Origin of the sequence: Xanthobacter sp. 91 (genome assembly GCF_000702385.1) — a bacterium.
GTDB lineage: Bacteria > Pseudomonadota > Alphaproteobacteria > Rhizobiales > Xanthobacteraceae > Xanthobacter > Xanthobacter aminoxidans.
In genome coordinates, this window is record NZ_JNIB01000001.1 from 3,844,858 (window position 1) to 3,869,797 (window position 24,940).

Here is a 24,940-nt window from a genome sequence, read left to right on the forward strand (position 1 = left end):
CCCGCAACCGAGGCGCGAGCCGGCCCGCGCGGCGCACGCTCGCTCATCCGTTATGTTGCGTCGCCGCGACGATGCAGCGCGGGTGGCTCCATGCCCGTCGCCTTGACGCGAGGAGATCAGGCAGGTTTGACAGCGCAGTGAGCCTTGGTACAAGGCGGCTCAAAGGCCGGCCCCGGGTCCGGGTGGTCGTGCCAGCATTGCCGACGGACCCGGGCCGCCGGGCCCGTGAAACCCTACTGCCTCTAGCCGGCCGGCTGCCATGAGCGCCGGCACCGGAGATACGGGAACATGTCCAGCCGCACGAGCGACAGCGTCACGAGTCACGACCGTCTGGCCAATGCCATCCGGTTCCTCGCGATCGATGCCGTCGAGGCCGCCAACAGCGGCCATCCGGGCCTGCCCATGGGCGCGGCGGACATCGCCACCGTGCTGTTCACGAAGGTGCTGAAGTACGATCCCTCGCGTCCGTTCTGGCCGGATCGCGACCGCTTCGTGCTCTCCGCCGGCCACGGCTCCATGCTGCTCTATTCGGTGCTGCACCTCGCCGGCTACGAGAAGGTGACGATCGACGAGATCAAGCGCTTCCGGCAGCTCGGCTCGCTGACGCCCGGCCACCCCGAGAATTTCGTCACCGAAGGCATCGAGACCACCACGGGCCCGCTGGGGCAGGGCATCGCCACCGCCGTGGGCATGGCCATGGCCGAGCGCCTGCTCGCCGCCCGCTTCGGTTCGGATGTGGTGGACCACTACACCTACGTCCTCGCCTCCGACGGCGACCTGATGGAGGGCATCAGCCAGGAGGCGGCGGACCTCGCCGGCCACCTGAAGCTGTCCAAGCTCATCGTCATGTGGGACGACAACAAGATCTCCATCGACGGACCCACCTCCATTTCCGGCTCCACCAACCAGCTCGCGCGCTTCGCCGCCTCCGGCTGGGCGACGGCTGCCGTGGACGGGCATGATCCCGAAGCCATCCTCGCCGCGCTCGAGGCTGCCAAGGCGTCCGACCGGCCGACCCTGATCTCTTGCCGCACCACCATCGGCTTCGGCTCTCCCAAGAAGGCCGGCTCCGAGAAGGTCCACGGCTCGCCGCTGGGCGCCGAGGAAATCGCCGCTACCCGTGCCGCCCTCGGCTGGGAAGCGCCGGCCTTCGTGGTGCCCGAGGATGCGCTCAACGGCTGGCGTGCCGCCGGTGCCGCAGGCCGTGCCGCCCGCGAGGCGTGGGAAGCCCGCTTCGCCGCCCGCCCGGCCGAGGAGCGTACCGAATTCGAGCGCCGGGTCGCTGGCACGCTGCCCGCGGCGCTGGAAGGCGCCATCGTCGCCGTCAAGGAAAAGGCAGTGAAGGACGGCGGCGCGGTCGCCACCCGCAAGTCGTCCGAGATGGTGCTGGACTTCATCACCCCGGCGGTGCCCGAGATGGTGGGCGGCTCGGCCGACCTCACCGGCTCCAACAACACCAAGGCCAAGGGCGCGAAGTCCGTGACGCCGGACGACTTCTCCGGCTCCTTCATCCATTACGGCGTGCGCGAGCACGGCATGGCTGCCGCCATGAACGGCATGGCGCTGCACAAGGGGCTCATCCCCTTCTCCGGCGGCTTCATGGTGTTCTCGGACTACTGCCGCCCGGCCATCCGCCTCGCGGCCCTCATGGGCGAGCGGGTGATCCACGTGCTCACCCACGATTCCATCGGCCTCGGCGAGGATGGCCCCACCCACCAGCCGGTGGAACACCTCGCGGCGCTGCGCGCCATTCCCAACCTCCTCGTGATGCGCCCCTGCGACACGGTGGAGACGGCGGAATGCTGGCAGATTGCGCTACAGTCCACCGACAGGCCCTCGGCGCTCATCCTGTCGCGCCAGAACCTGCCGCTCCTGCGCACCGACGCCACGGCCGTGAACCGGTCGGCGGAAGGCGCTTACGAAATCCTCGCTGCGTCCGGGCCGGCGCAGGCGAGCCTGTTCGCCACCGGCTCGGAAGTGTCCTTGGCGGTTGAAGCCGCCAAGCTGTTGGAGGCGCAGGGTGTTCCCACCCGCGTCGTCTCCATCCCCTCGTTCGAACTGTTCCTCGAAAGGCCCGCCGCAGAGCGGGCAAAGGTGATCGGGGACGCTCCGGCCAAGGTTGCGGTGGAAGCCGCGATCCGCATGGGGTGGGACGCTATCGTCGGTTCGAACGCCGCCTTCGTGGGAATGACATCGTTCGGCGCCAGCGCGCCCGCAAAGGAGCTTTACGCCCATTTCGGCATTACTGCCCAGCAGGTCGCGGCGCGCGCGCTCGATCAGCTCCGGCAGGCCTGAGGTTCGGCGCACGGCGGGCGCGAGAGGACCGCGCCGCGGGTGAACCGCGGGCGCGCAACGCAATTCAGGGAGGCCGGGCTTCAAGCCGGCTCAGGAGGACCCAATATGAGCGTCAAGGTGGCCATCAACGGTTTCGGTCGCATCGGTCGCAATGTGCTGCGCGCCATCATCGAATCGGGCCGCACCGACATCGAGGTGGTGGCGATCAACGACCTCGGCCCGGTGGAGACGAACGCCCACCTCTTCCGCTTCGACAGCGTGCACGGCCGCTTCCCCGGCGAGGTCAAGGTCGCCGGAGATACCATCGACGTGGGCCGCGGCCCCATCAAGGTCACCGCAGTGCGTAACCCCGCCGAGCTGCCCCACAAGGAGCTAGGCGTGGACATCGCGCTGGAATGCACCGGCATCTTCACCTCGCGTGACAAGGCTGCGGCGCACCTCGCCGCCGGTGCCAAGCGCGTGCTGGTCTCGGCCCCGGCCGATGGCGCGGACCTCACCGTGGTCTATGGCGTGAATCACGAGAAGCTCACGAACGAGCACCTCGTCGTCTCCAACGCCTCCTGCACCACCAACTGCCTCGCCCCGGTGGCCAAGGTCCTCAACGATGCCGTCGGCATCGAGAAGGGCTTCATGACCACTATCCACGCCTACACCGGCGACCAGCCGACGCTGGATACCATGCACAAGGACCTCTACCGCGCCCGCGCGGCGGCCATGTCCATGATCCCCACCTCGACCGGCGCCGCCAAGGCGGTGGGCCTCGTGCTCCCTGAGCTCGCCGGCAAGCTGGATGGCACCTCCATCCGCGTGCCGACCCCGAACGTCTCGGTGATCGACCTGAAGTTCGTCGCCAAGCGCGCGACCAGCAAGGAAGAGATCAACGAGGCGATCATCGCGGCTGCCTCGCAGCAGCTGAAGGGCATCCTCGGCTTCACCGACCAGCCCAACGTCTCCATTGACTTCAACCACAATCCCAACTCCTCCACCTTCCACCTCGACCAGACCAAGGTCATGGAAGGCACGCTGGTGCGGGTGCTGTCGTGGTACGACAACGAGTGGGGCTTCTCGAACCGCATGAGCGACACGGCCGTCGCCATGGGCAAGCTGGGCTGACCGGGAAAAGGGGGCGCCATCATGATCGCCTTCCGCACCCTCGATGACGCCGTGGACCTCGCCGACAAGCGGGTCCTCGTGCGTGTCGACCTCAACGTTCCCATGGAGAGCGGGCGCGTCACCGACGCCACCCGTCTCAAGGCCATCCTGCCCACCATTCGGGACATCACCGGCAAGGGCGGCAAGGCCGTCCTGCTGGCGCACTTCGGGCGGCCCAAGGGCCGCGACGAAAGCCAGTCGCTCGCCCCCGTCGCCAAGGCCCTTGAGGGCGAACTCGGTCGCAAGGTCGCGTTCGCCTCCGATTGCATCGGCGACGAGGCGAAGAGCGCCGTCTCCCGCCTCGCCTCCGGCGAGGTGATCGTGCTGGAGAACACCCGCTTCCATGCGGGCGAGGAGAAGAACGCGCCGGACTTCATCGAAGCCCTCGCGAGCCTCGGCGACATCTATGTCAACGATGCCTTCTCCACCGCCCACCGCGCGCACGCCTCCACCGAGGGGCTGGCCCGCAAGCTGCCGGCCTATGCCGGCCGCTCCATGGAGAGCGAGATCGAGGCGCTGACCAAGGCCCTCGAGGCGCCCCAGCGCCCCGTGCTCGCCGTGGTCGGCGGCTCCAAGGTGTCCAGCAAACTCGAACTGCTCGGCAACCTCGTGAAGAAGGTGGACATCCTCGTCATCGGCGGTGGCATGGCCAACACCTTCCTCGCCGCCCTCGGCAAGAAGGTGGGCAAGTCGCTCTGCGAGCACGACCTGGCCAACACCGCGCGGGACATCCTGAAGAAGGCCGAGGCGGCTGGATGCGAGATCGTCCTGCCGGTGGACGCGGTGGTCGCCACCGAGTTCAAGGCCAATGCCGCGCACCGCGTCACCAGCGTCGATGACGTGAAGGACGACGAGATGATGCTCGACGCCGGTCCGGAGACGGTCGGTATCGTCAAGCAGAAGCTCGACGGGGCGAAGACGGTGGTCTGGAACGGGCCGTTCGGCGCGTTCGAGATGACGCCGTTCGATGCGGCGACGGTGGCCGTGGCCCGCTATGTCGGCGACCTCACCCACAACGGGCGGTTGCTGTCGGTCGCGGGCGGCGGCGACACGGTGGCCGCGCTGAACCACGCGGGGACGGCGGAGCGCTTCTCCTACGTCTCGACGGCCGGCGGTGCCTTCCTTGAGTGGCTTGAGGGCAAGGCGCTTCCGGGCGTGGAGGCCCTGCGGCGCTGATATTGCGCTGCGGGATAAAATGACGAAGATTGCGCCCGCCCGGCCCTCCGCGGCGGGCGCTTTTCGGGTAGGGCATCGGTCGGGAACCCGGTGCCGGCTCCGGGACTTGCAGGCGCGCAGACAGATGCGCCGCGGTTCGGGCGCGCAAACGACAATCAATCTGCCGGAGTGCCACGCTCCGGCGTCCATGCCCGCCGAGGGGCGGCAACAAGGCAGGTGAAGAACATGACGGCGGAGCTCGACGCGATCGCGCAGAAAATGGTGGCCGACGGCAAGGGCATCCTCGCGGCAGACGAGAGCGGCGGTACCATCAAGAAGCGGTTCGATGCCATCGGGGTCGAATCCACCGAGGAGAACCGTCGCGACTACCGCGAGCTGATGTTCCGCTCGCAGGGCATGGACTACATCTCCGGCGTCATCCTCTATGACGAGACCATCCGGCAGAAGGCGAAGGACGGCACGCCGCTCGTCTCCGTCATCGAGAAGGCCGGCGCCATCCCCGGCATCAAGGTCGACGCCGGCGCCAAGCCGCAGCCCTTCTGCCCCGGCGAGACCATCACCGAGGGTCTCGACGGCCTCGCCGGTCGCCTCAAGGAGTATTACGACCTCGGCGCCCGCTTCGCGAAGTGGCGCGCGGTGATCGATATCGACACCACCAAGCACATTCCGTCCTACACCTCGCTCCGCGCCAACGCCCACGCGCTCGCCCGCTATGCGGCGCTGTGCCAGGAAGCGAAGATCGTCCCGATCGTCGAGCCGGAAGTGCTCATGGACGGCGCCCACGACATCGACACCTGCTACCGCGTCACCGAATGGGCGCTGAAGACGGTGTTCGAGGAGCTGTACTACCAGCGCGTCCGCCTGGAAGGCATGGTGCTCAAGCCCAACATGATCGTGCCCGGCAAGAAGAGCCCGGTGCAGGCCTCGGTGGCCGAGGTGGCGGAGAAGACCGTGCGCGTGCTGAAGGCCTGCGTCCCCACAGCAGTGCCCGGCATCGCCTTCCTCTCCGGCGGCCAGTCCGACGAGGACGCCACCGCCCACCTCGACGCCATGGTGAAGCTGGGCGGCCTGCCCTGGAAGCTCACCTATTCCTACGGCCGCGCCCTGCAGGCCGCGCCGCAGAAGGCGTGGTCCGGCAAGCCGGAGAACGTGGCCAAGGCGCAGGCCGCCTTCGCCCACCGCGCGCACATGAACTCCCTCGCGGCCCTCGGCAAGTGGTCGGCCGAGGAGGAGCGCAAGGCCGCCTGAGCATCGGGCGCATCACGTTCAGGAAGGGCCGGCTTGCGCCGGCCCTTTTCTTATGGTCTGGCGAAAGCCGACGACATTCCGCGTCCGTGCCCCCAATTCGCCGATTTCTTGGCAGACCGATCAGACCCATGGCCAATCCTCCGCCCGCCACCGGCGCCCGCCTCATGCTCGTCTTCACCGTCACGCCTGCGCTCGACCCGCGCATGGTGGAGGCCGCGGTGCGCGCGGGCGACGTGGCCTGCGTGGTGCTGCGCACCCCTGCCGGCGAGAAGCTCGATGCGGCGCGGCTCGCCGAGATCGCGGGGGCGGCGCAGCGGCATGATGCGGCCGTACTCCTCGAAGGCTCCGAGGGGCTCGTCGCCAGCGCCGGTCTCGACGGCGTGCACGTTGCGGCCGGACCGGCGCTCGATTCGGCGCTGAGGCTGCTGAAGCCTGCGGCCATTGTGGGTGCCGCTGGGCTTGCGACACGCCATGAAGCCATGATCGCAGGGGAGAGCGGGGCCGATTACGTCGCCTTCGGCGCGCTTGCGCCGGAGCCGGGCGAGTTCTTCCGTGTGCGCGATCTTGTGGAATGGTGGGCCGAACTGTTCGAGGTACCCTGCGTCGGCGTCGCCTCTTCCCTCGACGAGGTGACGGCGCTGGCCGAAGCCGGAGCTGATTTCATCGCCCTGTCGGAGGCGCTGCTGGCGTCGGCCGGCGAAGCACCGAAGGTGGTGGCGGCTGCGCAGGCGCGCCTTGTATCGGGTGACGACGCGCAATGATGTCGGCCGTCCGCGCGCCATTCAGCAGGCTAAGGTTCGCTGTTTCAGGCAGCGCCGTGCTGCTCGCCCTCGCGGTGGCTCTGGCGCCGTCCCTGGCGTATGCGCAGGCCCAGCAGCCCGGCGGGGCCGCGTCCTCCACTCAACCCGCGGCCAAACCTGCGACCAAGCCGGCCAAGCCCGATGGGAAGGCCGGCAACAAGCCGTCCGCAAAGCCGGATCCAAAGACCGTCCAGCGTCCGCGCGAACCCGCGCCCATGCCACTCCTGGGCCTGCAGATCTCCTATCCCAGCCTCGATACGCCGGGCGGCTCGGGGGATCTCGCCTATGGCGCGTACCAGCGCGGCTATTACGTTTCCGCCTTCAACGAGGCCCTGAAGCGCGCCCGCGCCGGAACCGATCCGGCGGCCATGACCCTGCTTGGCGAGCTTTATTCCGAAGGCCTCGGTGTTCCCCTTGACCCCAAAAAGGCGATCGAGTGGTATCGCAAGGCGGCGGATGCCGGCTCGACCGGAGCGCTGTTCGCGCTCGGCAACATGACCCTCGCCGGCCGCGGCGTTCCCATGGACGAGGTCGCGGCGGCACAGCTGTTCCGTCAGGCGGCGGAGAAGGGGAATGCCGGCGCCGCTTACAATCTCGGCCTGCTCTATCTCCAGGGCAGAAAGGTCCCCAAGGAGCCTTCGGAGGCCGCGCGCTGGTTCGAGATCGCCGCGGCCAAGGATGTGGAAGATGCCCAGTATGCCCTCGGCGTGCTGCTGAAGGAGGGCAATGGCGTCGACAAGGATGTCGCTGCGGCCGCCCGCATGATGGGCGCCGCGGCGCGCCTCGGTCACGTCACGGCGCAGGTGGAATTCGCCATCATGCAGTTCAACGGCACCGGCGTGCCCAAGGACGAGGCCGCCGCTGCCGCCATGTTCCGCAAGGCGGCGCTGGCCGGCAATGCCATCGCCCAGAACCGCTATGCGCGGCTGCTCGCGGTTGGACGCGGCGTGCCGGAGGACAAGACGAAGGCGGCTGCCTGGCACCTCCTCGCCAAGAGCCGTGGGCTCGGTGATCCGATGCTGGACGACGTGGTGGCCAAGCTGCCCGAGGCAGACCGCAAGAAGGCGCAGGCGCAGGCCGCCCGCTGGGAATCCGGCCGCTCCTGAAGGCGGAGCGATGAGGGGAGGGGCCGAGCAAGGCTCGGTTGTGGCTCTTTTGCAACGCCTGCCACCGCCGTTGCGCTGCCTTCACCCCTGCACCTCCGCGCCATGATGACGCCACGTCCCGGCATCAGTGAAGGACGCGTCGGACGAGGGGCGTCGTCGCCTCTCCCGGCCTTTCGGGCAAACACCTCATTCACCTGCCGTGCGGGTTTCTGCACGCGGGAGAGGGAGGCGCGTACCCGCCCGAAAGGCGATGATAACGGCCCGGAAACCATGGCGAGCGGGAGTGGTCCGCATCCTCCGGTTTTCGGCTCTCGGAGCGGCCAAGAGGCTGCGTACGGAACGTTCGCTTAACCGGACGGCTTTAGACCCGAAGCCTCCGGTGCAGCGTTGAGAAGGGAGTTACCGGATGCGTTTCCTCAGCCTTGCTCGCGGCTTCCGGTTCGCGGCTCTGTTTGGCTTCGCGCTGGCGCTTGCCGCGTGCGCCAACAATCCCAACCAGAATGCCGGCGTCGGCGGCGCGGGTGGCCCTCCCGGTTCCCCTCAGGAGTTCGTGGTCGCCGTTGGCGATCGCGTGTTCTTCGAGAGCGACCAGACCGATCTCACCCCGCAGGCCCGCGCCACCCTGGACCGTCAGGCCCAGTGGCTCCAGCAGTACAACCGCTACACCTTCACCATCGAAGGTCATGCGGACGAGCGCGGAACCCGCGAATACAACATCGCGCTGGGGGCCAAGCGCGCCCAGAGCGTGCGTGACTACCTCGCCTCCCGCGGGATCGACCCGGCCCGGATGCGCACCATCTCCTATGGCAAGGAGCGCCCGGTGGCGGTGTGCAACGACATCTCGTGCTGGTCTCAGAACCGCCGCGCGGTGACGGTGCTGAACGGCGGCGGCGCCTGATCCTGCTTCCGAATGTCTCGCGAAGGCCGGCGCCCATGGGTGCCGGCCTTTGCGCGTCCGCGCCCGCAGAGCCTTGATCAGTCCACGGCAAGTCGTTGCCGGGTCACACTTTGGACGCGATCGGCGGGGTAAAGTCGCATGGCTCGAACCGGCACTGTTCCGGACGTGCTCCTCGCCACCAGCCCCAAGCAAAAGTCACATGAAGATGCGCCTGCGCCCGGTCGGTGTTCTTGTTCGCACCTATGCCGTCCTCTTCGGCCTTGCCTTTGCTGCGGCCCTCGGCACGGCAGCGCCCGCGGCTGCTCAGAACGACGGGAACCTGTTCGGCAACCTGTTCAAGCCGCCCCAGCCCGCGCAGGAAGCTCCGCGCGAGGATCCGGAGCTGATGGAGCGGATGGAGCGGCTGGAATCGACCCTGCGCCAGCTCACTGGACAGGTCGAGCAACTACAGTATCGCAACCAGCAGCTTGAGGCGCAGGTGCGCCGGCTGGAGGAGGCCGGCGGCGGCCGTCCGTCTGTCGCACCGTCTGCGGCGCCTGCTGCCGCGCCGGTCCAGGCGCCGGCGGTGCTTCCTTCTGGCCGTCCGGCGGCAGCGCCGGCCGCTCCGGTGCGCCGCTCCGACGCCTTCGATCCCAACATGGACCCGGCCGCGCCGGGCGCGCCCCAGCCGCTCGGCTCTCCCGCGAGCGCCACGCCCGCGCCGCGCGCGGTGGACGTCGCGCCCATCCGCCCGGCCGCCGGGCAGCAGGTGGCCGCGCTGCCGTCCGCCGGGGCCACCGTGCGCGAGCTTTACGATGCCGGCCAATCCCAGCTTCAGCGACAGGACTATGCCGGCGCCGAGCAGACCTTCCGCCAGATCATCCAGTCTTCTCCCAACGACCGCCTGATCGCCGACGCGACCTTCATGCTCGGCGAGAGCCTGTTCCTGCGGCAGAACTATTCCGATGCGGCAGCCTCGTTCCTCGAGGTGTCCACCAAGTACCAGAATTCCGCCCGCGCGCCTGAAGCGCTGCTGCGGCTCGGCCAGTCGCTCGCCGGCCTCGGCGAAAAGGAGACGGCCTGCGCCACCTTCCAGGAAGTGGACCGGAAATATCCTCGCACCGCCTCCTCCGTCCGGCAGGCCGTCGAGCGCGAGCAGAAGCGCATCGGTTGCTGAGGCCGATGGCGGCGGATTCCGCAAGCCTGTCTCCCGACTCCCGCTCGGCGGTCGCCGACAGCGAACTCGATGCCCTCTTTTCCAGCTTTGCCGGCCGTCCGGCCGTTCTCCTCGCTGTTTCCGGCGGGCCTGATTCCACCGCGCTGCTCCATCTTGCCGCCCGCTGGCGGGCGCAGTCCCCGGGTGGACCGCGGCTGTTTGCGGCGACCGTGGATCATGGATTGAGGCCGGCGGCAGCCGAGGAGGCGGCCGATGTGGCGCGTCTGGCCGCTCGATTGAACGTGCCTCATCGCACGCTTCGCTGGCAGGGCGAAAAGCCCGATCGCGGCCTGCAGGAGGCAGCGCGGGACGCGCGCTATGCGCTGCTCACGGCTGAGGCGGATCGGGTCGGCGCGCCGGCGCTTGCTTTGGCCCATACCCGCGACGACCAGGCCGAGACCGTGCTGTTCCGCATGGCGCGGGGCTCTGGCCTTGCCGGCCTCGCGGCAATGAGCGCTGAGACGGCACGGGGTAAACTCATTCTTCTGCGCCCCTTCCTCGATCTGCCGAAGGCGCGCCTCGTGGCGACGCTTGATGCCGCCAACATCGCCTATGCGAGCGACCCCTCCAATCTCGATGCTCGCTTCGCACGCCCGCGCCTAAGGGCACTCGCCCCCATTTTGGCGCAGGAGGGCCTCGATGCGCGCGGCCTCACCCGCCTCGCCCGCCGTCTCGCCCGTGCCGACTCGGCCTTGGAGGCGGTGACGGAAAGGGCAGAAGCGGAACTCGTTACCGCCGACAAATCGGGCGTCGCCATCGAGGCCGCTCGGTTTGCCGAACTGCCGGAGGAAATCGCCCTGCGTCTTCTCGGCCGCTGCGTAACGGCGCAGGGGAGGGAAGGCCCGGTCGAACTGGCCAAGCTCGAGGTTTTGCTGGCCGCGCTTTTGGCCGCGCTCGCTTTGCCGGCTGCTCCATTTCGCCGCACCCTTGCGGGTGCCAGTGTGGCCGTCCGGAAGGGGCAGGTGCTCGTATCCAGCGCACCTCCCCGGCGCCCGACCGAGGGCATCGCGACGAATTCAAGTGCGGAAAAGGCGCCTCTCCTTGGCAAGACGGGGCCTCGCTCCTAAATTAGGCGCTGGACGGTGCGGGAGGTTCCACCGGCGGCGGTGCTGTGCGGAGGTATCCTTTCCGTATGGTGAGGCGTCGAAGCGGAACCGACCTTCTGTCCCCACGAGGGTTCAATGAACGCCAATCTACGTAATTTCGCCCTTTGGGTGATCATCGTCCTGCTGCTGCTGGCCTTGTTCTCGCTGTTCAACAGCCCGGGCCAGCGCACCAATGCGAACGAAATCTCCTTCTCGCAGCTCCTCACCGACGTGGACGCCGGCAAGGTGCGCGAGGTCGTGATCGAGGGGCCGAACATCACCGGCACCTATTCCGACCGTTCGGGCTCGTTCCAGACCTACGCGCCGAACGACCCCTCGCTCGTGCAGCGCCTGTACGGCAAGGGCGTGCAGATCACTGCGCGCGCGCCGTCGGACAACGTGCCGTGGTTCGTGAGCCTGCTGCTCTCCTGGCTGCCGTTCCTGGCGCTGATCGGCGTGTGGATCTTCCTGTCGCGCCAGATGCAGGGCGCCGGCGGCAAGGCCATGGGCTTCGGCAAGAGCCGCGCCAAGCTCCTCACCGAGGCGCACGGTCGCGTGACCTTCGACGACGTGGCCGGCATCGACGAGGCGAAGAGCGACCTCACCGAGATCGTGGAATTCCTGCGCGACCCGCAGAAGTTCCAGCGCCTCGGCGGCCGCATCCCGCGCGGCGTGCTGCTCGTCGGCCCGCCCGGCACCGGCAAGACGCTGCTCGCCCGCGCCATCGCGGGTGAGGCCAACGTGCCGTTCTTCACCATCTCGGGCTCGGACTTCGTGGAAATGTTCGTGGGCGTCGGCGCGAGCCGCGTGCGCGACATGTTCGAGCAGGCGAAGAAGAATGCGCCGTGCATCATCTTCATCGACGAGATCGACGCGGTGGGTCGCCACCGCGGCGCCGGTCTCGGCGGCGGCAATGACGAGCGCGAGCAGACCCTCAACCAGCTGCTGGTGGAGATGGACGGCTTCGAGGCGAACGAGGGCATCATCCTCATCGCCGCGACCAACCGTCCGGACGTGCTCGATCCCGCGCTGCTGCGTCCCGGCCGCTTCGACCGCCAGGTCATCGTCCCGAACCCGGACGTGGTCGGCCGCGAGCAGATCCTGAAGGTGCACGCCCGCAAGATCCCCGTCGCCCCCGACGTGAATCTCAAGACCATCGCCCGCGGCACGCCCGGCTTCTCCGGCGCGGACCTCGCGAACCTCTGCAACGAGGCGGCGCTGATGGCGGCCCGGCGCAACAAGCGCATGGTCACCATGGCCGAGTTCGAGGACGCCAAGGACAAGGTGATGATGGGCGCCGAGCGTCGCTCCCTCGTGATGACCGAGGAAGAGAAGATGCTCACCGCCTATCACGAGGGCGGCCATGCCATCGTCGCCCTCAATGTTCCGGCGACCGACCCGGTGCACAAGGCCACCATCATCCCGCGCGGCCGGGCACTCGGCATGGTCATGCAGCTTCCGGAGCGCGACAAGCTCTCCATGAGCTACGAGCAGATGACCTCGCGTCTCGCCATCATGATGGGCGGCCGCGTGGCTGAGGAACTCGTGTTCGGCCACGACAAGGTGACGTCCGGTGCCGCCTCCGACATCGAGCAGGCGACCCGCCTCGCCAAGATGATGGTGACGCGCTGGGGCTTCTCCGATCTGCTCGGCCAGGTGGCCTACGGCGAGAACAACGAGGACGTATTCCTCGGCATGTCCATGCAGCGCCACCAGAACGTGTCCGAGGCCACGGCCCAGACCATCGACAAGGAGGTCCGGCGGCTCGTGGACGAGGGCTATACCGAGGCGAAGCGCATCCTCACCGAGAAGTACGACGACCTCGAAGCTCTGGCCCGCGGCCTGCTCGAATACGAGACGCTCTCGGGCGACGAGATCGTGGACCTCCTCGACGGTAAGACGCCGAACCGGGAGAGCGTGCTCGAGCCGTCCAACCCGCGCGGCTCGGCCATCCCCACCACCAAGCGCCCCCGCCCCGGCGGTGCCGGCGGCTCCATCGAGCCTCAGCCCCAGGCCTGAGACGCATGATCGACCGGAAGACGCCCGCGCAAGCGGGCGTTTTTCGTTTGTGACGGGCATTCTCCGTCGCGGCTTGCGCCCTGGGCAGGGCTTGGAGGGCACGTTCTGCGCAGAGCCCATCGACACAACCGGCCTAGCGAGGCATAGGCAGGGCTCATGTCCCTCCTCGCCCGAACCTCCATCGTCTCGGCGGCAACCCTCGCGTCCCGCGTTATGGGCTTTGCGCGGGATGCGGCCACGGCCGCCGTGCTCGGCGTCGGGCCGGTGGCAGATGCGCTGGCGGCGGCCATGGCGCTGCCATTGCTGGCGCGCCGGCTGCTGGCCGAGGGCGCCTTCAACCTCGCCTTCATTCCAGCGCTCGCCCGGACGACGAACGAAGCCGCAGGAACGGGCGATGAGGCGGCTGGCCGGCTCGCGGGCGCGACCCTGCTGCTGCTCTGCGGTCTCCTCCTCGTGTTCGCGGCTATCGTCGCGCTCTTCATGCCGCAGGTGATCGGCCTGATGGCGCCGGGCTTCGAGGCGGGCGGGCAGCGGGCGGACGTCGCCATCCTCTGCGGTCGGGTGGTGGTGCTCTACATCCCGCTCGCCGGGCTCGCAGCCATCTTCGGCGGCATCGCCAATGCCACCCATCGCGTGCTGCTGCCGGCGTTGGCTCCCGCAGCGGCCAATGTCACTGTGCTCGCGGTCATCGGCGTTTTGCTCGCCAAGGGGCTGATGGAGAGCGACACCGCCGCCTTCGCCATCGCGGCGGCGCAGGTGGGGGCGGGCTGCGCCCAATTCGCCATCATGAGGCTGGCCGCAAGGGGCTGTCCGGCGCAGCCGTTGTTCCGCGTTCTGACGGCTCGCGATCTCCGGGCGGCGCTCGGTGTGCTTCGCGCGGCGTCGCCCGCCTTGCTGTTTGCGGGGCTGAGCCAGCTTCGCTTCATCATCGTGGTCGCAGCCGTGTCCGCCAGCCCTGGCGCCGCCGCCGCCCTGAACTATGCCCAGCGGCTGATGGACCTCCCGTTGGGCCTCGTCGGTGCCAGCGCCGGGGCGGTCCTCGTGCCGGCCTTGCTCCGGCGCGGGAGAGCCGAGGCTGCAGACGATGCCGGCCGGGCGGTGCTGGCGGCGCTTGCCTTCGCCTTGCCGGCGGCGGTCGGGCTTGCGGTCCTGGCCGAGCCCATTGTCGTCACGCTCTTCCAGCGGGGCAGCTTCGACAGTGAAGACGCCCGCTTGACCGCCGCGCTGCTGGCCGTGCTCTCGTTCTCGCTGCCGGCGCAGGGGCTGGAGCGCATCCTCTCGGCCGCCGCCTCCACGTCCGGACAGATCAAGGCGGCGGAGCGAATCGCGCTCGGCTCGCTGCTGCTGTGCATGGTCGCCGCTGCCGGGCTCGGAACGGTCGGCGGCCCCTTGATCGCGGCGGGGGCTGTGGCGCTGTCCGCTGCGGCATCGATTCTGGCCCTGGGGGGCATCCTCATCGCCCGCGGCGCGTTGCGCTTCTCGACGCCGGTGCTGCTCTCGGCCGCCGGCCTCGCGGCGGCGAGCCTCGCCATGGGGGCCGGGGTCGGCGCGCTCGCAGCAACGTGGCCCGTGCCGGAGGGGACGCTGGCGGGCATCCTGCGGCTGGTCGGGCTCGTCTCCAGCGGCGGTGTCATCTACGGCGCCGGTGCGCTCGTGGTGAAGACGGCCGTCTCGAAGGCCTGGACGGGCCGCATCTGAGCCGGGCAGCAGCGTTGCGGGCCGTGCCCTTGCGCCGTGCCGCCCCAGGTGGCATGACGCGCCGCATTCACTTTTGCGGGCCGTTGCCCGTGTTCAGGTCGAGCGGCGCGCCGCTCTTTGGGGAGTTCGCCATGGCGGCGGTCGCAGAACGCGTATTTTCCGGCGTGCAGCCCACGGGCAACCTGCATCTCGGCAATTATCTCGGCGCCATCAAGCGCTTCGTGGAACTGCAGAAGAGCCACGAGTGCATCTATTGCGTGGTCGACCTCCACGCCATCACCGTCTGGCAGGACCCGGAAGAGCTGAAGCGCCACACCCGCGAGGTGACGGCTGCCTTCATCGCCTGCGGCATCGATCCCAAGGCCCACATCGTCTTCAACCAGAGCCAGGTGTCCGGCCACGCCGAACTCGCCTGGGTGTTCAACTGCGTCGCCCGCATGGGCTGGCTGAACCGCATGACGCAGTTCAAGGAGAAGGCCGGCAAGGACCGCGAGAACGCCTCCGTGGGCCTCTTCGCCTATCCGACCCTGATGGCTGCCGACATCCTGCTCTATCGCGCCACCCACGTGCCGGTCGGCGACGACCAGAAGCAGCACCTGGAACTGACGCGCGACATCGCCCAGAAGTTCAACACGGACTTCGCCCCCTCCATCGCCTCCAATGGCCATGGCGAGGGCTACTTCCCCATCACCGAGCCGCTCATCGCCGGCCCGGCGACGCGGGTGATGAGCCTGCGCGACGGCTCCAAGAAGATGTCGAAGTCGGAGGCCTCGGACTTCTCCCGCATCAACCTCACCGACGATGCCGACGCCATCGCCGGCAAGGTGCGCAGGGCGAAGACCGATCCGGAGCCGTTGCCCTCGGAGGAAGAGGGGCTGAAGGGGCGCCCGGAAGCGGACAACCTCGTCGGCATCTTCGCGGCCCTGTCCGACACCACCAAGGCGCAGGTGCTGGCGGATTACGGCAACGCCCAGTTCTCGGCCTTCAAGGCCGCGCTGGTGGATCTGGCCGTGGCGAAGCTCGGCCCCATCGGCACCGAGATGCAGCGTCTGATGGCCGATCCGACTGCGATCGATGCCATTCTCATCGACGGCGCCGACCGTGCCCGGGTGATCGCCGACCAGACCATCCGCGACGTGAAGGACATCGTCGGCATGGTGCGCTGACAGGGCCGCCGGCGCGGCCTTGCCCGCGCCGGATGCGGCGCCTAAGTGTGGGGAATGTTGCCCGCCGACGAGGAGGCCGTGATGCCGCAGATGAACGCCACGGTCGATCCGGAAGAGGTCTCCCGCTTCGAGGCGCTCGGCGCCCAATGGTGGGACGTGAAGGGCAAGATGGCGCCCTTGCACGCCATGAATCCGGCGCGCCTCGCCTTCCTGCGTGACACGCTGGTGCGGCATTTCTCCCGTGATGCCCGTGCGCTGCGCCCGCTGAAGGGCCTCTCCCTCCTCGACATCGGCTGCGGCGGGGGCCTGCTCAGCGAGCCCTTGTCCCGCATGGGCGCCGATGTGACGGGCATCGACCCGGCTCCCGGCAATGTGGACATCGCGCGCGCCCACGCCGCGCAATCGGGCCTCACCGTGACCTACGAGGCCGAGACCGCCGAGGCACTGGCCGAGCGCGGCGCCCGCTTCGATGTGGTGGTGGCGCTGGAGGTGGTGGAGCATGTGGCCGATGTCGGCCTGTTCGTGCGCACCGCCGGGCGTCTGGTGGCGGACGGCGGCGTGCTGGCGCTCTCCACCTTGAACCGCACGCCCAAGAGCTTCGCCCTCGCCATCGTCGGTGCCGAATACGTCCTGCGCTGGCTGGCGCCCGGTACCCATCGCTGGGAGAAGTTCGTGACGCCGGAAGAGCTGGAGGCGACGCTCGCTTCAGCCGGCTTTGCCGCTCGGGAGAAGGTGGGCCTCGCCTACGAGCCCTTCTCCGGCGATTTCCGCCTGACCGAGGATCTCTCGGTGAACTATTTCATGGTGGCGGAGCGCGAGGCCTAGGCCTCAGTTCCGATCTTCCGGCAGCACGGGCAGGGGGAACACCTCCACCTCGTCTTCGCGCAGGGCCTTCACCTCTTCCACCGTCGCCTCGCCACGGATGGGGCGATGGTCGATCTCCCCGTCATGCATTTTGCGGGCAAGATCGGCGAAGCTGTCACCGACATCATCCGAGTTGGCGACGATATGGTCGCGCAACTGGCGGATCAGCGTGCGCAACTCGCTGTCGGGCCGCGCCATCATCGCCACGGGCGTCGCCTCGGCGGAAGGCGCTTCGGCAGCCGCACCAGCGTCGGGCACGCTCGCGGGCGCGCCCACAGGCTCCCTGTCCGGCATCCCCTTGTCGGTGCGCGCGACGGACGGGGCCATCACCGCCTTCTCGACCTTGGCCGAATTGCAGGTGGGGCAGGTGACGAGGCCGCGTGCACGCTGGGTGTCGAAGCTGGTGGAGGAGGGAAACCAGCTCTCGAATTCGTGGCCGTCGTCGCACTTGAGTGTGTAGCGGATCATGAGGAGGCACGCACCACGTGGAGGTGGCCGATCTGCCCCGGCTCGGCGATCTCGAACCGGCGGCCGTTGGCGAGAGACGGCACGCGCGCCCGTGCCGCGGCGACTTCCGCCATGTCGATCTCGGCGAGGATGACGCCCGGGTCGGTCCCGCCCTCGGCGATGACGCGGCCCCAGGGGTCGACCACCAGCGAATGACCATAGGTGTCGCGGCCGTTTTCGTGCCGTCCACCCTGTGCGGCGGCGAGGACATAGGCGCCGTTCTCGATGGCGCGGGCGCGCAGCAGAATGTGCCAGTGGGCCTCCCCGGTGGGCCGGGTGAAGGCCGACGGCACAGTGAGCACCTTGGCGCCGCCTTCGGCGAGCGCCCGATAGAGCGAGGGGAATCGCAGGTCGTAGCAGATGGTCATGCCGAGGCGGATACCGTCCACATCGGTCAGCACGGCACGCTCGCCCGGCCGGTAGGCATTCGACTCGCGGTAGCTCTCGCCATTGCCGAGGTCCACGTCGAACATGTGGATCTTGTCGTAGCGGCCGGTGATCTCGCCGTCGGGGTCGATGACGAAGCCGCGGTTCACGGCCTTGGCGTCGGAAACCTTCAGGGCGAGGGAGCCGATATGGAGCGTGATGCCCAGTTCGCGCGCCAGCTGGCGCAGGGCGGCGACGGTGGCGTCGTTGCCTTCTTCCTGGAGCTTCTCGAACAGGACCTTGCGATCCAGCTCCATGATGTTGGTCACTTCCGGCGTCTGGACATAGCGCGCGCCCTCCCGGGCCGCCTCGCGGATGAGGGCGGCCGCGGCATCGAGGTTCGCCGCCGGTTCGCGGCCGCTTCGCAGCTGGATCAGGCCCACGCGGAGGGTCTTGCCGGTGCGCGCTTCGGGCGCGGATTTGGCCGGGGTCGGTTCCGAGGTGGTCATGGGGCTTGCTCTTTCGCTGCCGCCGGAGCCTGGATCGCCGTTTCGCGCCCGGCGCGGCGCGATCTTCGACAGATAGGCTCTTCCCGGCGGGAATGCACGGGGCCTGCCGGTCGCACGCCCCGTGCAGGGGTCAGGCTGCGAGGGCGTCCAGCCGGCCGGCGTCCTCCAGAGCGTAGAGGTCGTCGCAGCCGCCCACGTGGGTCTCGCCAATGAAGATCTGCGGTACGGACGTGCGGCCATTGGCGCGGCGGATCATCTCCTGCTGGCCTTCGGCGTCGGTGGTCACGTCGATCTCGGTGAAGGTCAAGCCTTTGCGCCGCAGCAATTCCTTGGCGGAATGGCAATAGGGGCACCAGCTCTTGGTATAGATTTCGATGGGCTTCATGATGTCACGACAGGTGGGACGGCGCGGGGGCGTGCCGTCACGAAAGCGTCGCATCATAAGGGGTCAGCCGAATTCGACAACCCGCGCAAACGTGAGCGCATCCACACCCGAGGCACCGGCGCGGCGGAGCACCTGCGCGCAGGCGTCGAGCGTCGCACCCGTCGTGTACACGTCATCCACCAGAAGCACGCGACGGCCCTCGATGCGATGCGCCGCACCATGCGGGACTGCAAAAGCGCCAGCGACATTCGCCCGCCGCGCATTGCGCCCCAGCGCGGTCTGCGAGGGAGTCTGGCGGCGCCGCACCAGCGCGCCGGCCTCGACGGGCAGGGTCGTGGCAGCCGCCACATGCCGGGCGAGGAGCGCCGCCTGGTTGAACTTGCGCCGCCACAGCCGGATCGGATGGAGCGGCACGGGCACGATGATTTCGGCTGAGCCTGTAAGATCGGTGCCGGCCTGCAGCATCAGCCGCGCCATGGGCGCTGCGAGATCGAGGCGGTCGGCATATTTCAGCTTGTGCACGAGGCCGCGGGCGACGTCATCGAAGGTGACGGCCGCACGGGCGCGATCATAGGCGGGAGGATCGGCGAGCGCCTCGGCCGAGAGCCAGCCGTCGCCGAACACGCGCTCTGGATCATGGCTGAACGGCGCGCCGGTCCGCTCGCAATAGGGCCGGCTGATAAAGGAGAGCTTGCCCCAGCACGGCCCGCACAATCCTCCCGCCGCGCCAGTGATGCTGCCGCAGGCGATGCAGGTGGGCGGCAGGGCGAGGCCAAGAAGAGCGGAACCGAAGCCGCGCGCCACGGCGCCGGCCCGGCCGATCCGCTCAGAAATGCCCCCTGCCGAAAGCCCCATGGCCGCCCCCCGGATCGATCTTCCGTCCGGGGGCGAGGCCTGTAAAGGCGCGTTGCCGCTCAGCGCGGCGTGAAGGCCCGCAGCAGCAGGGCGTTGGCGATGACGCTGACGGACGAGAGCGCCATGGCCGCCGCCGCCACCATGGGCGACAGGAGCAGGCCGAGACTGGGATAGAGCACGCCGGCCGCAATCGGCACACCCGCCGCATTGTAGAGGAAGGCGAACAGCAGGTTGCGCCGGATGTTCGCCATGGTGGCACGCGACAGGGCGCGGGCGTGGGCGATGCCGGCCAGGTCGCCCTTGAGCAGGGTGATGCCCGCGCTCTCCATGGCGATATCGGTGCCCGTGCCCATGGCGATGCCCACGTCCGCGACGGCAAGAGCCGGGGCGTCGTTCACCCCGTCGCCGGCCATGGCCACCACGTGTCCCTCCTTGCGCAGGCGCTCGACCACCTCGGCCTTGCGGGCAGGCAGAACTTCGGCTTCCACTTCGACGATGCCGAGGCGCTTGGCCACGGCGAGGGCCGTGGTGCGGTTGTCGCCGGTGAGCATGACCACGCGCACGCCGTCCTGCTGCAGCCGCTTCAGCGCGGCCTCGGTCGTGTCCTTCACCGGATCGGCGATGGCCACAAGGCCGGCCGCCTTGCCGTCGATGGCCACGAACACCGCCGTCGCCCCCTCGCGGCGGAAGCTCTCGGCCATGGCCGTCTGATGGTCAGTGTGGACGCTGATTTCGCTCATGAAGGCAGCATGGCCCACGGCGATCGTGTGTCCTTCCACCTGTCCGACGATACCCTTGCCCGCCGGGCTCTCGACACCGGACGGTTCGGATGTGACGAGCTCGCGCGCCGCAGCCTCGTGCACGATGGCGGCGCCGAGGGGATGCTCGCTCGCCCGCTCCAGCGCGGCGGCGAGGCGCAGCACTTCATCCTCGCTGCGGCCGTTGAAGGCGCGCACGGCGATGACCTTGGGCTTGCCGACGGTGAGGGTGCCGGTCTTGTCCACCACCACCACGTCCACCTTTTCCATGCGCTCCAGCGCCTCGGCGTTGCGCACCAGCACGCCGAGCTGGGCGCCGCGGCCGACGCCGACCATCACCGACATGGGCGTGGCGAGGCCGAGAGCGCAGGGGCAGGCGATGATGAGCACGCTCACCGCAGCCATCAGCGCGAAGGTCAGGCGGGGCTCGGGGCCGACCGCCAACCACACCGCGAAAGCGACGACGGCGGCGGCGAACACCAGCGGTACGAACCAGCCGGAGACCTGATCCGCCAGCCGCTGGATCGGCGCGCGCGACCGCTGCGCTTGCGCCACCATCTGCACGATCTGGGAGAGGAGGGTTTCGCGGCCGACCTTCTCCGCCTTCATGGTGAAGACGCCGGAGGCGTTGACCGTGCCGCCGATAACCTTCTCGCCGGGCTCGCGGGAGACGGGCAGCGACTCGCCGGTGACGAGGCTTTCGTCCACCACGGCGCGGCCGTCCGCCACCGTGCCGTCCACCGGCACCTTTTCGCCGGGGCGCACGCGGAGCAGGTCGCCGGGCGCGACGAGGCCGAGGTCGATGGTCTCGTCCGAGCCGTCGGCGCGGATGCGCAGGGCGGTCTTGGGGGCGAGGGAGAGGAGGGCCTTGATGGCACTGGAGGTCTGCTCGCGGGCGCGCAGCTCCAGCACCTGACCAAGGGCCACGAGCACGGTGATGACCGCCGCCGCCTCGAAATAGACGGGCACGCCGCCGCCATGGGCATGGAAATCGTGCGGGAACAGGCCGGGCGCGAAGGTGCCGACCAGCGAATAGAGATAGGCCACCCCCGTGCCCATGGCGATGAGGGTGAACATGTTGAGATGCCGCGTCTTCAGCGACAGCCAGCCGCGCTGGAGGAACGGCCATCCCACCCAGAGCACCACGGGCGTGGCGAGGGCGAACTGGACGTAGTTCGAGATCTGTTGCGGCAGCGGCGACCAGCCGAAAAGGTGGCTCCCCATTTCCAGCACGAAGACGGGCAGGGTGAGGGCGAGGCCGATCCAGAAGCGGCGGGTCATGTCCACCAGCTCGTGGTTCGGCCCCTCGTCGAGGGTGACGACCTCCGGCTCCAGCGCCATGCCGCAGATGGGGCAGATGCCGGGCCCGATCTGCCGGATCTCCGGGTCCATGGGGCAGGTGTAGATGGTGCCGGCCGGGATTTCGGCAGGCGGAGGCGGCGCGCTGCCGCCCACGTAGCGCACGGGATCGGCCTTGAACTTGGTCTCGCAGGAGGACGAGCAGAAGAAATAGGGCTTCTTCTCGTGCCGGGCCGAGTATTTGGCCGTGCCGGGCGACACCATCATGCCGCACACCGGGTCCTTCACCGGCGCGAGATAGGTCTCTGGCGCCGCCTCGAACTTCGTCTTGCAGCCGTTGCAGCAGAAGAAATAGGTGCGCCCCTCATGCTCGGTCGTGGGCTTGCCGGCCGCCGGGTCGGTCTTCACGTCCATGCCGCAGACAGGATCCTTCACCGTCTCTGGCAAGGCCGGCTTGGCCACCGCCGACAAGTCGAGAGGGGGCGGTGCCTTGCCACCGCAGCAATCGCCGCCGTGCGAGGAATGGTCGTGTGACGAGTGGTCCTGTGCCATGGCGGCTCCGCAAATCCGGCTGCCAGCGTTAGGCCGCATCGGGGCAGGTGGCCTTGCGCTGGCTCATGTTCAAGGCGTCAATAAACCCCCTGGGGGTATCCTCTCTTGTCCAATATACCCATAGGGGGTATATGGCAAGCCATGCGCAGCCCGACCAAAGAGCAAGTCCAGAAGCGCCTGAGCCGCATCGAGGGCCAGGTGCGCGGCCTCTCCCGCATGGTGGAGGAGGACCGCTATTGCATCGACATCATCACCCAGCTCTCCGCCGTCCGCGCCGCCTTGCGGCGGGTGGAGGAGGAGGTGCTGAAGGATCATGTGGGGCATTGCGTCGAGCATGCCATCCGCTCGGGCGATGCGGAGGACCAGCGTCGCAAGGTGGCGGAGCTGATGGAGGTGATCGTCCGCAGTGAGCGGTGAGGGGAGGGGCTCAGGCCCGCTCGATAAACGTCAGCTCGCTCTCGTCATAGGCGCGCCGCTCGATCTCGCGGAAGCCGTCCGGCGTCACGAACAGGCCGGTGCGCTCCTCGATGATAAGCAGTGCATCCGCGGTGAGCCAGCCGCCATCAACCGCCGCGGCGATCGCCTGTTCGGCGAGGCCCTTTCCATAGGGCGGATCGCAGAAAACGAGGCCGTAGGGCTCGCCCGGCCCCATTTCGCCGAGCCGGATGGCGTCGCGGCGGAACACCTTGGTGACGCCGGTGAGGCCGAGGGCCTCCACATTGTCGCGGATGAGCCCCCGCGCCTCCGCGGCCTCCTCCACGAACAAAGCGAAGCGCGCGCCGCGCGACACGGCCTCGATTCCGAGCGCCCCGGTGCCGGCGAACAGGTCGAGCACGCGCGCGCCGTCGCACGGATCGCCATAGGCGTGGGCGAGCATGTTGAACAGGCTCTCGCGCAGCCGGTCGGAGGTGGGGCGCGTGAGGCTGGAGGACGGGCCTTTCAGAGCCCGTCCCTTGAGGCGGCCACCCACGATGCGCATGGGTCAGACGTTCCCGTCAGCGCTTGCCGCGCGGACCGCCGGGCTTGCCGGGGCCGGAGCGCCCCGCGCCGGGCTTGCCAGCGGGTTTGCCACCCGCAGGACGACCGCCGGGCTTCCCAAATCCCTTGCCGGGACCCTTCGCGCCGAAGCCGCCGGGCTTGCTCCCCGGTCGGCCCGCCGGCTTTCCGCCGCCCGGACGATCCTCGAACGAACGGGTGCGGCCGGCCGGCTTGTCGCCATAGCTGCGCTCGCGCGGCGGCCTGTCCCCGAAATCGCCGCGACCTTCCGGCCGGGGCCGGGCACGGGCGGGGCGCTCGCCCTCTGTCCGCTCGCCGCTGAAGCTGCGGCCGCGAGCGGGCTTGTCGGCATAGTCGCCGCGTCCCTCCGGGCGGGGCCGGGCACGGGCGGGACGCTCGCCCTCTGTCCGCTCTCCGCCGAAACTGCGGCCGCGGGCGGGCTTGTCGCCGTAGTCGCCGCCGCGTCCTTCCGGCCGGGGCCGGGCGCGGGCCAGGCGCTCGCCCTCGGGCCGGTCGCCACCGAAGCTGCGGCTGCGGGTCGGCCTGTCACCGAAATCGCCGCCACGTCCCTCGGGGCGGGAGCGAAACGGACGGTCACCCTGGGGGCGATCGCCTTCGCGGCGGGGGCCGGAGCGCTTGAAGCCGCCGTCATCCTCATAGCGGCGCGGCCGCTCGTCGCCGCCGCCGGAGCGGGTGGGGCGGCGGCGGAAATCTTCCTTCTCCTCGCGCGGGCCGCGTCCACGCGGCGCGTCATCGCGGAAGGAGGGGCGACCCTCGCGGCGCGGCCGCTCGGCGGCTCCTTCGTCCCGGCTGCGACGGAAGGGGCGGCCCTCGCCTTCGCCTGCCGCCGGACGGGCGCGGCGCGGCGCCTCGTCCTTCGGCGCGCGGACACGCTCGACCTTCACGGAGCGGCCCTTGCGGTCGGCGACGGTGCCCACGCGCTCGGTGCCGTGCTCCTCGCTGGCGCGGCGGCGCACGCGCGGCGCGGCGGGGCGGATGACATCCTCAACCGGCGCGTCGAACTCCTCCCGCTCGCGGCTGGCGCGGCGAGATGGCACTTTCAGCCCGCCGGCCTTGTCGGCCTCGGCCTGCCGGCGTCCCGCGGGACGGTAGGCGGGACGCACGGGGATTTCTTCAATCTCCCGCTCCACCAACAGACCGGTGAAATCCGCGCCGGCGGCAGTGGCAAGGTCAGCTCCGATCTGGTCGCGCAGCACGCGGGTGCGCACTTCCTCGACGCTGCCCTCGGGGATCTCGCCCAGCTGGAACGGACCGTAGGAGACGCGGATCAGTCGGTTCACCGCGAGGCCGAGCGCGCCGAGCACGTTGCGGATCTCGCGGTTCTTGCCCTCGCGGAGCGAGACCGTGATCCAGGCATTGGCGCCCTGCACACGGTCGAGCTCAGCCTCGATGGGGCCGTACTCCACGCCATCCACGGTGATGCCCTTGATGAGCGTGTCGAGCTTGGCCTGATCGATCTCGCCGTTGGCGCGCACGCGGTAGCGGCGGAGCCATCCGGTCTCGGGCAATTCCAGCACGCGCGCGAGGCCGCCGTCATTGGTGAGCAGCAGCAGGCCCTCGGAATTGAGGTCCAGCCGGCCCACGCTGACGAGGCGCGGCAGGCCCTTGGGCAGGATCTCGAACAGCGTCGTGCGGCCTTCCGGGTCGCGGTTGGTGGTCACGACGCCCTTGGGCTTGTGGTAAAGGAAGAGGCGGGTGCGCTCCCGCTCGGGGAGAGGCTCCCCGTCGATGGTGATGGCGTCAGCGGGCGTGACGGTGACGGCAGGGCTGGTGAGCACCTCGCCGTTGACCGCCACGCGGCCGGCCTCGATCCATTCCTCGATCTCGCGGCGCGAGCCGAGGCCGGCGCGGGCGACGACCTTGGCGACGCGCTCTGCCTCCTTCTGAGGGGCGGCGGGGAGTTCGCGCTTCTGGCGCGGAACGCGGTTCTTGTCCTTGCGGGGCGGTGATGTGCGCGGCATGAGGGGGAGTTAGCACAGCGCAGGCTGCG

21 protein-coding genes are annotated in these 24,940 nt (G+C 69.2%); 14 read left to right on the top strand and 7 right to left on the bottom strand.

What is annotated here, in order from left to right; all coding sequences use genetic code 11:
- The first annotated feature begins 288 nt into the window (after nt 1–288).
- The 13 genes from tkt to ubiG all read left to right on the top strand — a co-directional run bounded on the left by tkt (nt 289) and on the right by ubiG (nt 16,663).
- Complete coding sequence (gene tkt, locus A37E_RS0118005) at nt 289–2,295, top strand: transketolase (RefSeq protein ID WP_029557880.1); 2,007 nt, start codon at nt 289–291, stop codon at nt 2,293–2,295.
- A gap of 105 nt (nt 2,296–2,400) precedes the next feature.
- Nucleotides 2,401–3,408 carry a type I glyceraldehyde-3-phosphate dehydrogenase gene (gene gap, locus A37E_RS0118010; protein WP_024279732.1) on the top strand — a complete coding sequence of 336 codons (1,008 nt, stop codon included), beginning with the start codon at nt 2,401–2,403 and terminating at the stop codon, nt 3,406–3,408.
- 21 nt (nt 3,409–3,429) lie between these two features.
- Nucleotides 3,430–4,623: a phosphoglycerate kinase gene (locus tag A37E_RS0118015; protein WP_029557881.1), complete on the top strand. Its 1,194-nt coding sequence runs from the start codon at nt 3,430–3,432 to the stop codon at nt 4,621–4,623.
- A 225-nt stretch (nt 4,624–4,848) separates the two neighbouring features.
- Nucleotides 4,849–5,871, top strand: a complete 1,023-nt coding sequence (locus tag A37E_RS0118020; RefSeq protein WP_029557882.1) for a class I fructose-bisphosphate aldolase — start codon at nt 4,849–4,851, stop codon at nt 5,869–5,871.
- Between the two features lie 128 nt (nt 5,872–5,999).
- A complete protein-coding gene (locus A37E_RS0118025; protein ID WP_029557883.1) occupies nt 6,000–6,632 on the top strand; it encodes a thiamine phosphate synthase in 633 nt (210 codons plus the stop codon).
- 254 nt (nt 6,633–6,886) lie between these two features.
- Complete coding sequence (locus A37E_RS0118030; RefSeq protein WP_197023008.1) at nt 6,887–7,777, top strand: tetratricopeptide repeat protein; 891 nt, start codon at nt 6,887–6,889, stop codon at nt 7,775–7,777.
- Between the two features lie 406 nt (nt 7,778–8,183).
- On the top strand, nt 8,184–8,675 hold the full coding sequence (gene pal / locus A37E_RS0118035) for a peptidoglycan-associated lipoprotein Pal (protein ID WP_024279727.1): 492 nt from the start codon (nt 8,184–8,186) through the stop codon (nt 8,673–8,675).
- A gap of 199 nt (nt 8,676–8,874) precedes the next feature.
- Nucleotides 8,875–9,831, top strand: a complete 957-nt coding sequence (gene ybgF / locus A37E_RS0118040; protein WP_051679143.1) for a tol-pal system protein YbgF — start codon at nt 8,875–8,877, stop codon at nt 9,829–9,831.
- Between the two features lie 5 nt (nt 9,832–9,836).
- A complete protein-coding gene (tilS, locus tag A37E_RS0118045) occupies nt 9,837–10,937 on the top strand; it encodes a tRNA lysidine(34) synthetase TilS (protein ID WP_029557886.1) in 1,101 nt (366 codons plus the stop codon).
- Nucleotides 10,938–11,051: 114 nt separating this feature from the next.
- Nucleotides 11,052–12,974: an ATP-dependent zinc metalloprotease FtsH gene (gene ftsH, locus A37E_RS0118050; RefSeq protein ID WP_029557887.1), complete on the top strand. Its 1,923-nt coding sequence runs from the start codon at nt 11,052–11,054 to the stop codon at nt 12,972–12,974.
- Nucleotides 12,975–13,130: 156 nt separating this feature from the next.
- On the top strand, nt 13,131–14,672 hold the full coding sequence (locus A37E_RS0118055; protein ID WP_051679144.1) for a lipid II flippase MurJ: 1,542 nt from the start codon (nt 13,131–13,133) through the stop codon (nt 14,670–14,672).
- A 131-nt stretch (nt 14,673–14,803) separates the two neighbouring features.
- Nucleotides 14,804–15,838 (top strand): tryptophan--tRNA ligase, encoded by a 1,035-nt coding sequence (gene trpS, locus A37E_RS0118060; RefSeq protein ID WP_029557889.1) that lies wholly within the window; start codon nt 14,804–14,806, stop codon nt 15,836–15,838.
- A gap of 81 nt (nt 15,839–15,919) precedes the next feature.
- On the top strand, nt 15,920–16,663 hold the full coding sequence (gene ubiG / locus A37E_RS0118065) for a bifunctional 2-polyprenyl-6-hydroxyphenol methylase/3-demethylubiquinol 3-O-methyltransferase UbiG (RefSeq protein WP_029557890.1): 744 nt from the start codon (nt 15,920–15,922) through the stop codon (nt 16,661–16,663).
- 3 nt (nt 16,664–16,666) lie between these two features.
- Here ubiG and A37E_RS0118070 read toward each other — a convergent pair whose 3' ends face one another.
- The 5 genes from A37E_RS0118070 to A37E_RS0118090 all read right to left on the bottom strand — a co-directional run bounded on the left by A37E_RS0118070 (nt 16,667) and on the right by A37E_RS0118090 (nt 21,933).
- Nucleotides 16,667–17,170: a DUF1178 family protein gene (locus A37E_RS0118070; RefSeq protein ID WP_029557891.1), complete on the bottom strand. Its 504-nt coding sequence runs from the start codon at nt 17,168–17,170 to the stop codon at nt 16,667–16,669.
- A complete protein-coding gene (locus A37E_RS0118075) occupies nt 17,167–18,084 on the bottom strand; it encodes a carbon-nitrogen hydrolase family protein (RefSeq protein ID WP_029557892.1) in 918 nt (305 codons plus the stop codon). Before A37E_RS0118075 ends, A37E_RS0118070 begins: the two co-directional genes overlap by 4 nt.
- A 130-nt stretch (nt 18,085–18,214) precedes the next feature.
- Entirely contained in the window at nt 18,215–18,469 is a 255-nt protein-coding gene (gene grxC / locus A37E_RS0118080) for a glutaredoxin 3 (RefSeq protein WP_024279718.1), read from the bottom strand.
- 63 nt (nt 18,470–18,532) lie between these two features.
- Nucleotides 18,533–19,324 (bottom strand): ComF family protein, encoded by a 792-nt coding sequence (locus A37E_RS0118085; RefSeq protein ID WP_038193351.1) that lies wholly within the window; start codon nt 19,322–19,324, stop codon nt 18,533–18,535.
- 59 nt (nt 19,325–19,383) lie between these two features.
- Nucleotides 19,384–21,933, bottom strand: coding sequence for a heavy metal translocating P-type ATPase (locus A37E_RS0118090; protein WP_081837663.1), 2,550 nt, complete (start codon nt 21,931–21,933; stop codon nt 19,384–19,386).
- A gap of 141 nt (nt 21,934–22,074) precedes the next feature.
- Here A37E_RS0118090 and A37E_RS0118095 point away from each other — a divergent pair, with 141 nt between their 5' ends.
- Nucleotides 22,075–22,350: a metal-sensitive transcriptional regulator gene (locus A37E_RS0118095; protein WP_024279715.1), complete on the top strand. Its 276-nt coding sequence runs from the start codon at nt 22,075–22,077 to the stop codon at nt 22,348–22,350.
- Nucleotides 22,351–22,360: 10 nt separating this feature from the next.
- On the opposite strand, the gene rsmD is transcribed toward A37E_RS0118095, so the two are convergent.
- Both rsmD and A37E_RS0118105 read right to left on the bottom strand, forming a co-directional pair.
- Nucleotides 22,361–22,912: a 16S rRNA (guanine(966)-N(2))-methyltransferase RsmD gene (gene rsmD / locus A37E_RS0118100; protein WP_029557895.1), complete on the bottom strand. Its 552-nt coding sequence runs from the start codon at nt 22,910–22,912 to the stop codon at nt 22,361–22,363.
- Between the two features lie 16 nt (nt 22,913–22,928).
- Nucleotides 22,929–24,911, bottom strand: a complete 1,983-nt coding sequence (locus A37E_RS0118105) for a pseudouridine synthase (RefSeq protein ID WP_029557896.1) — start codon at nt 24,909–24,911, stop codon at nt 22,929–22,931.
- Between the last annotated feature and the right edge of the window lie 29 nt (nt 24,912–24,940).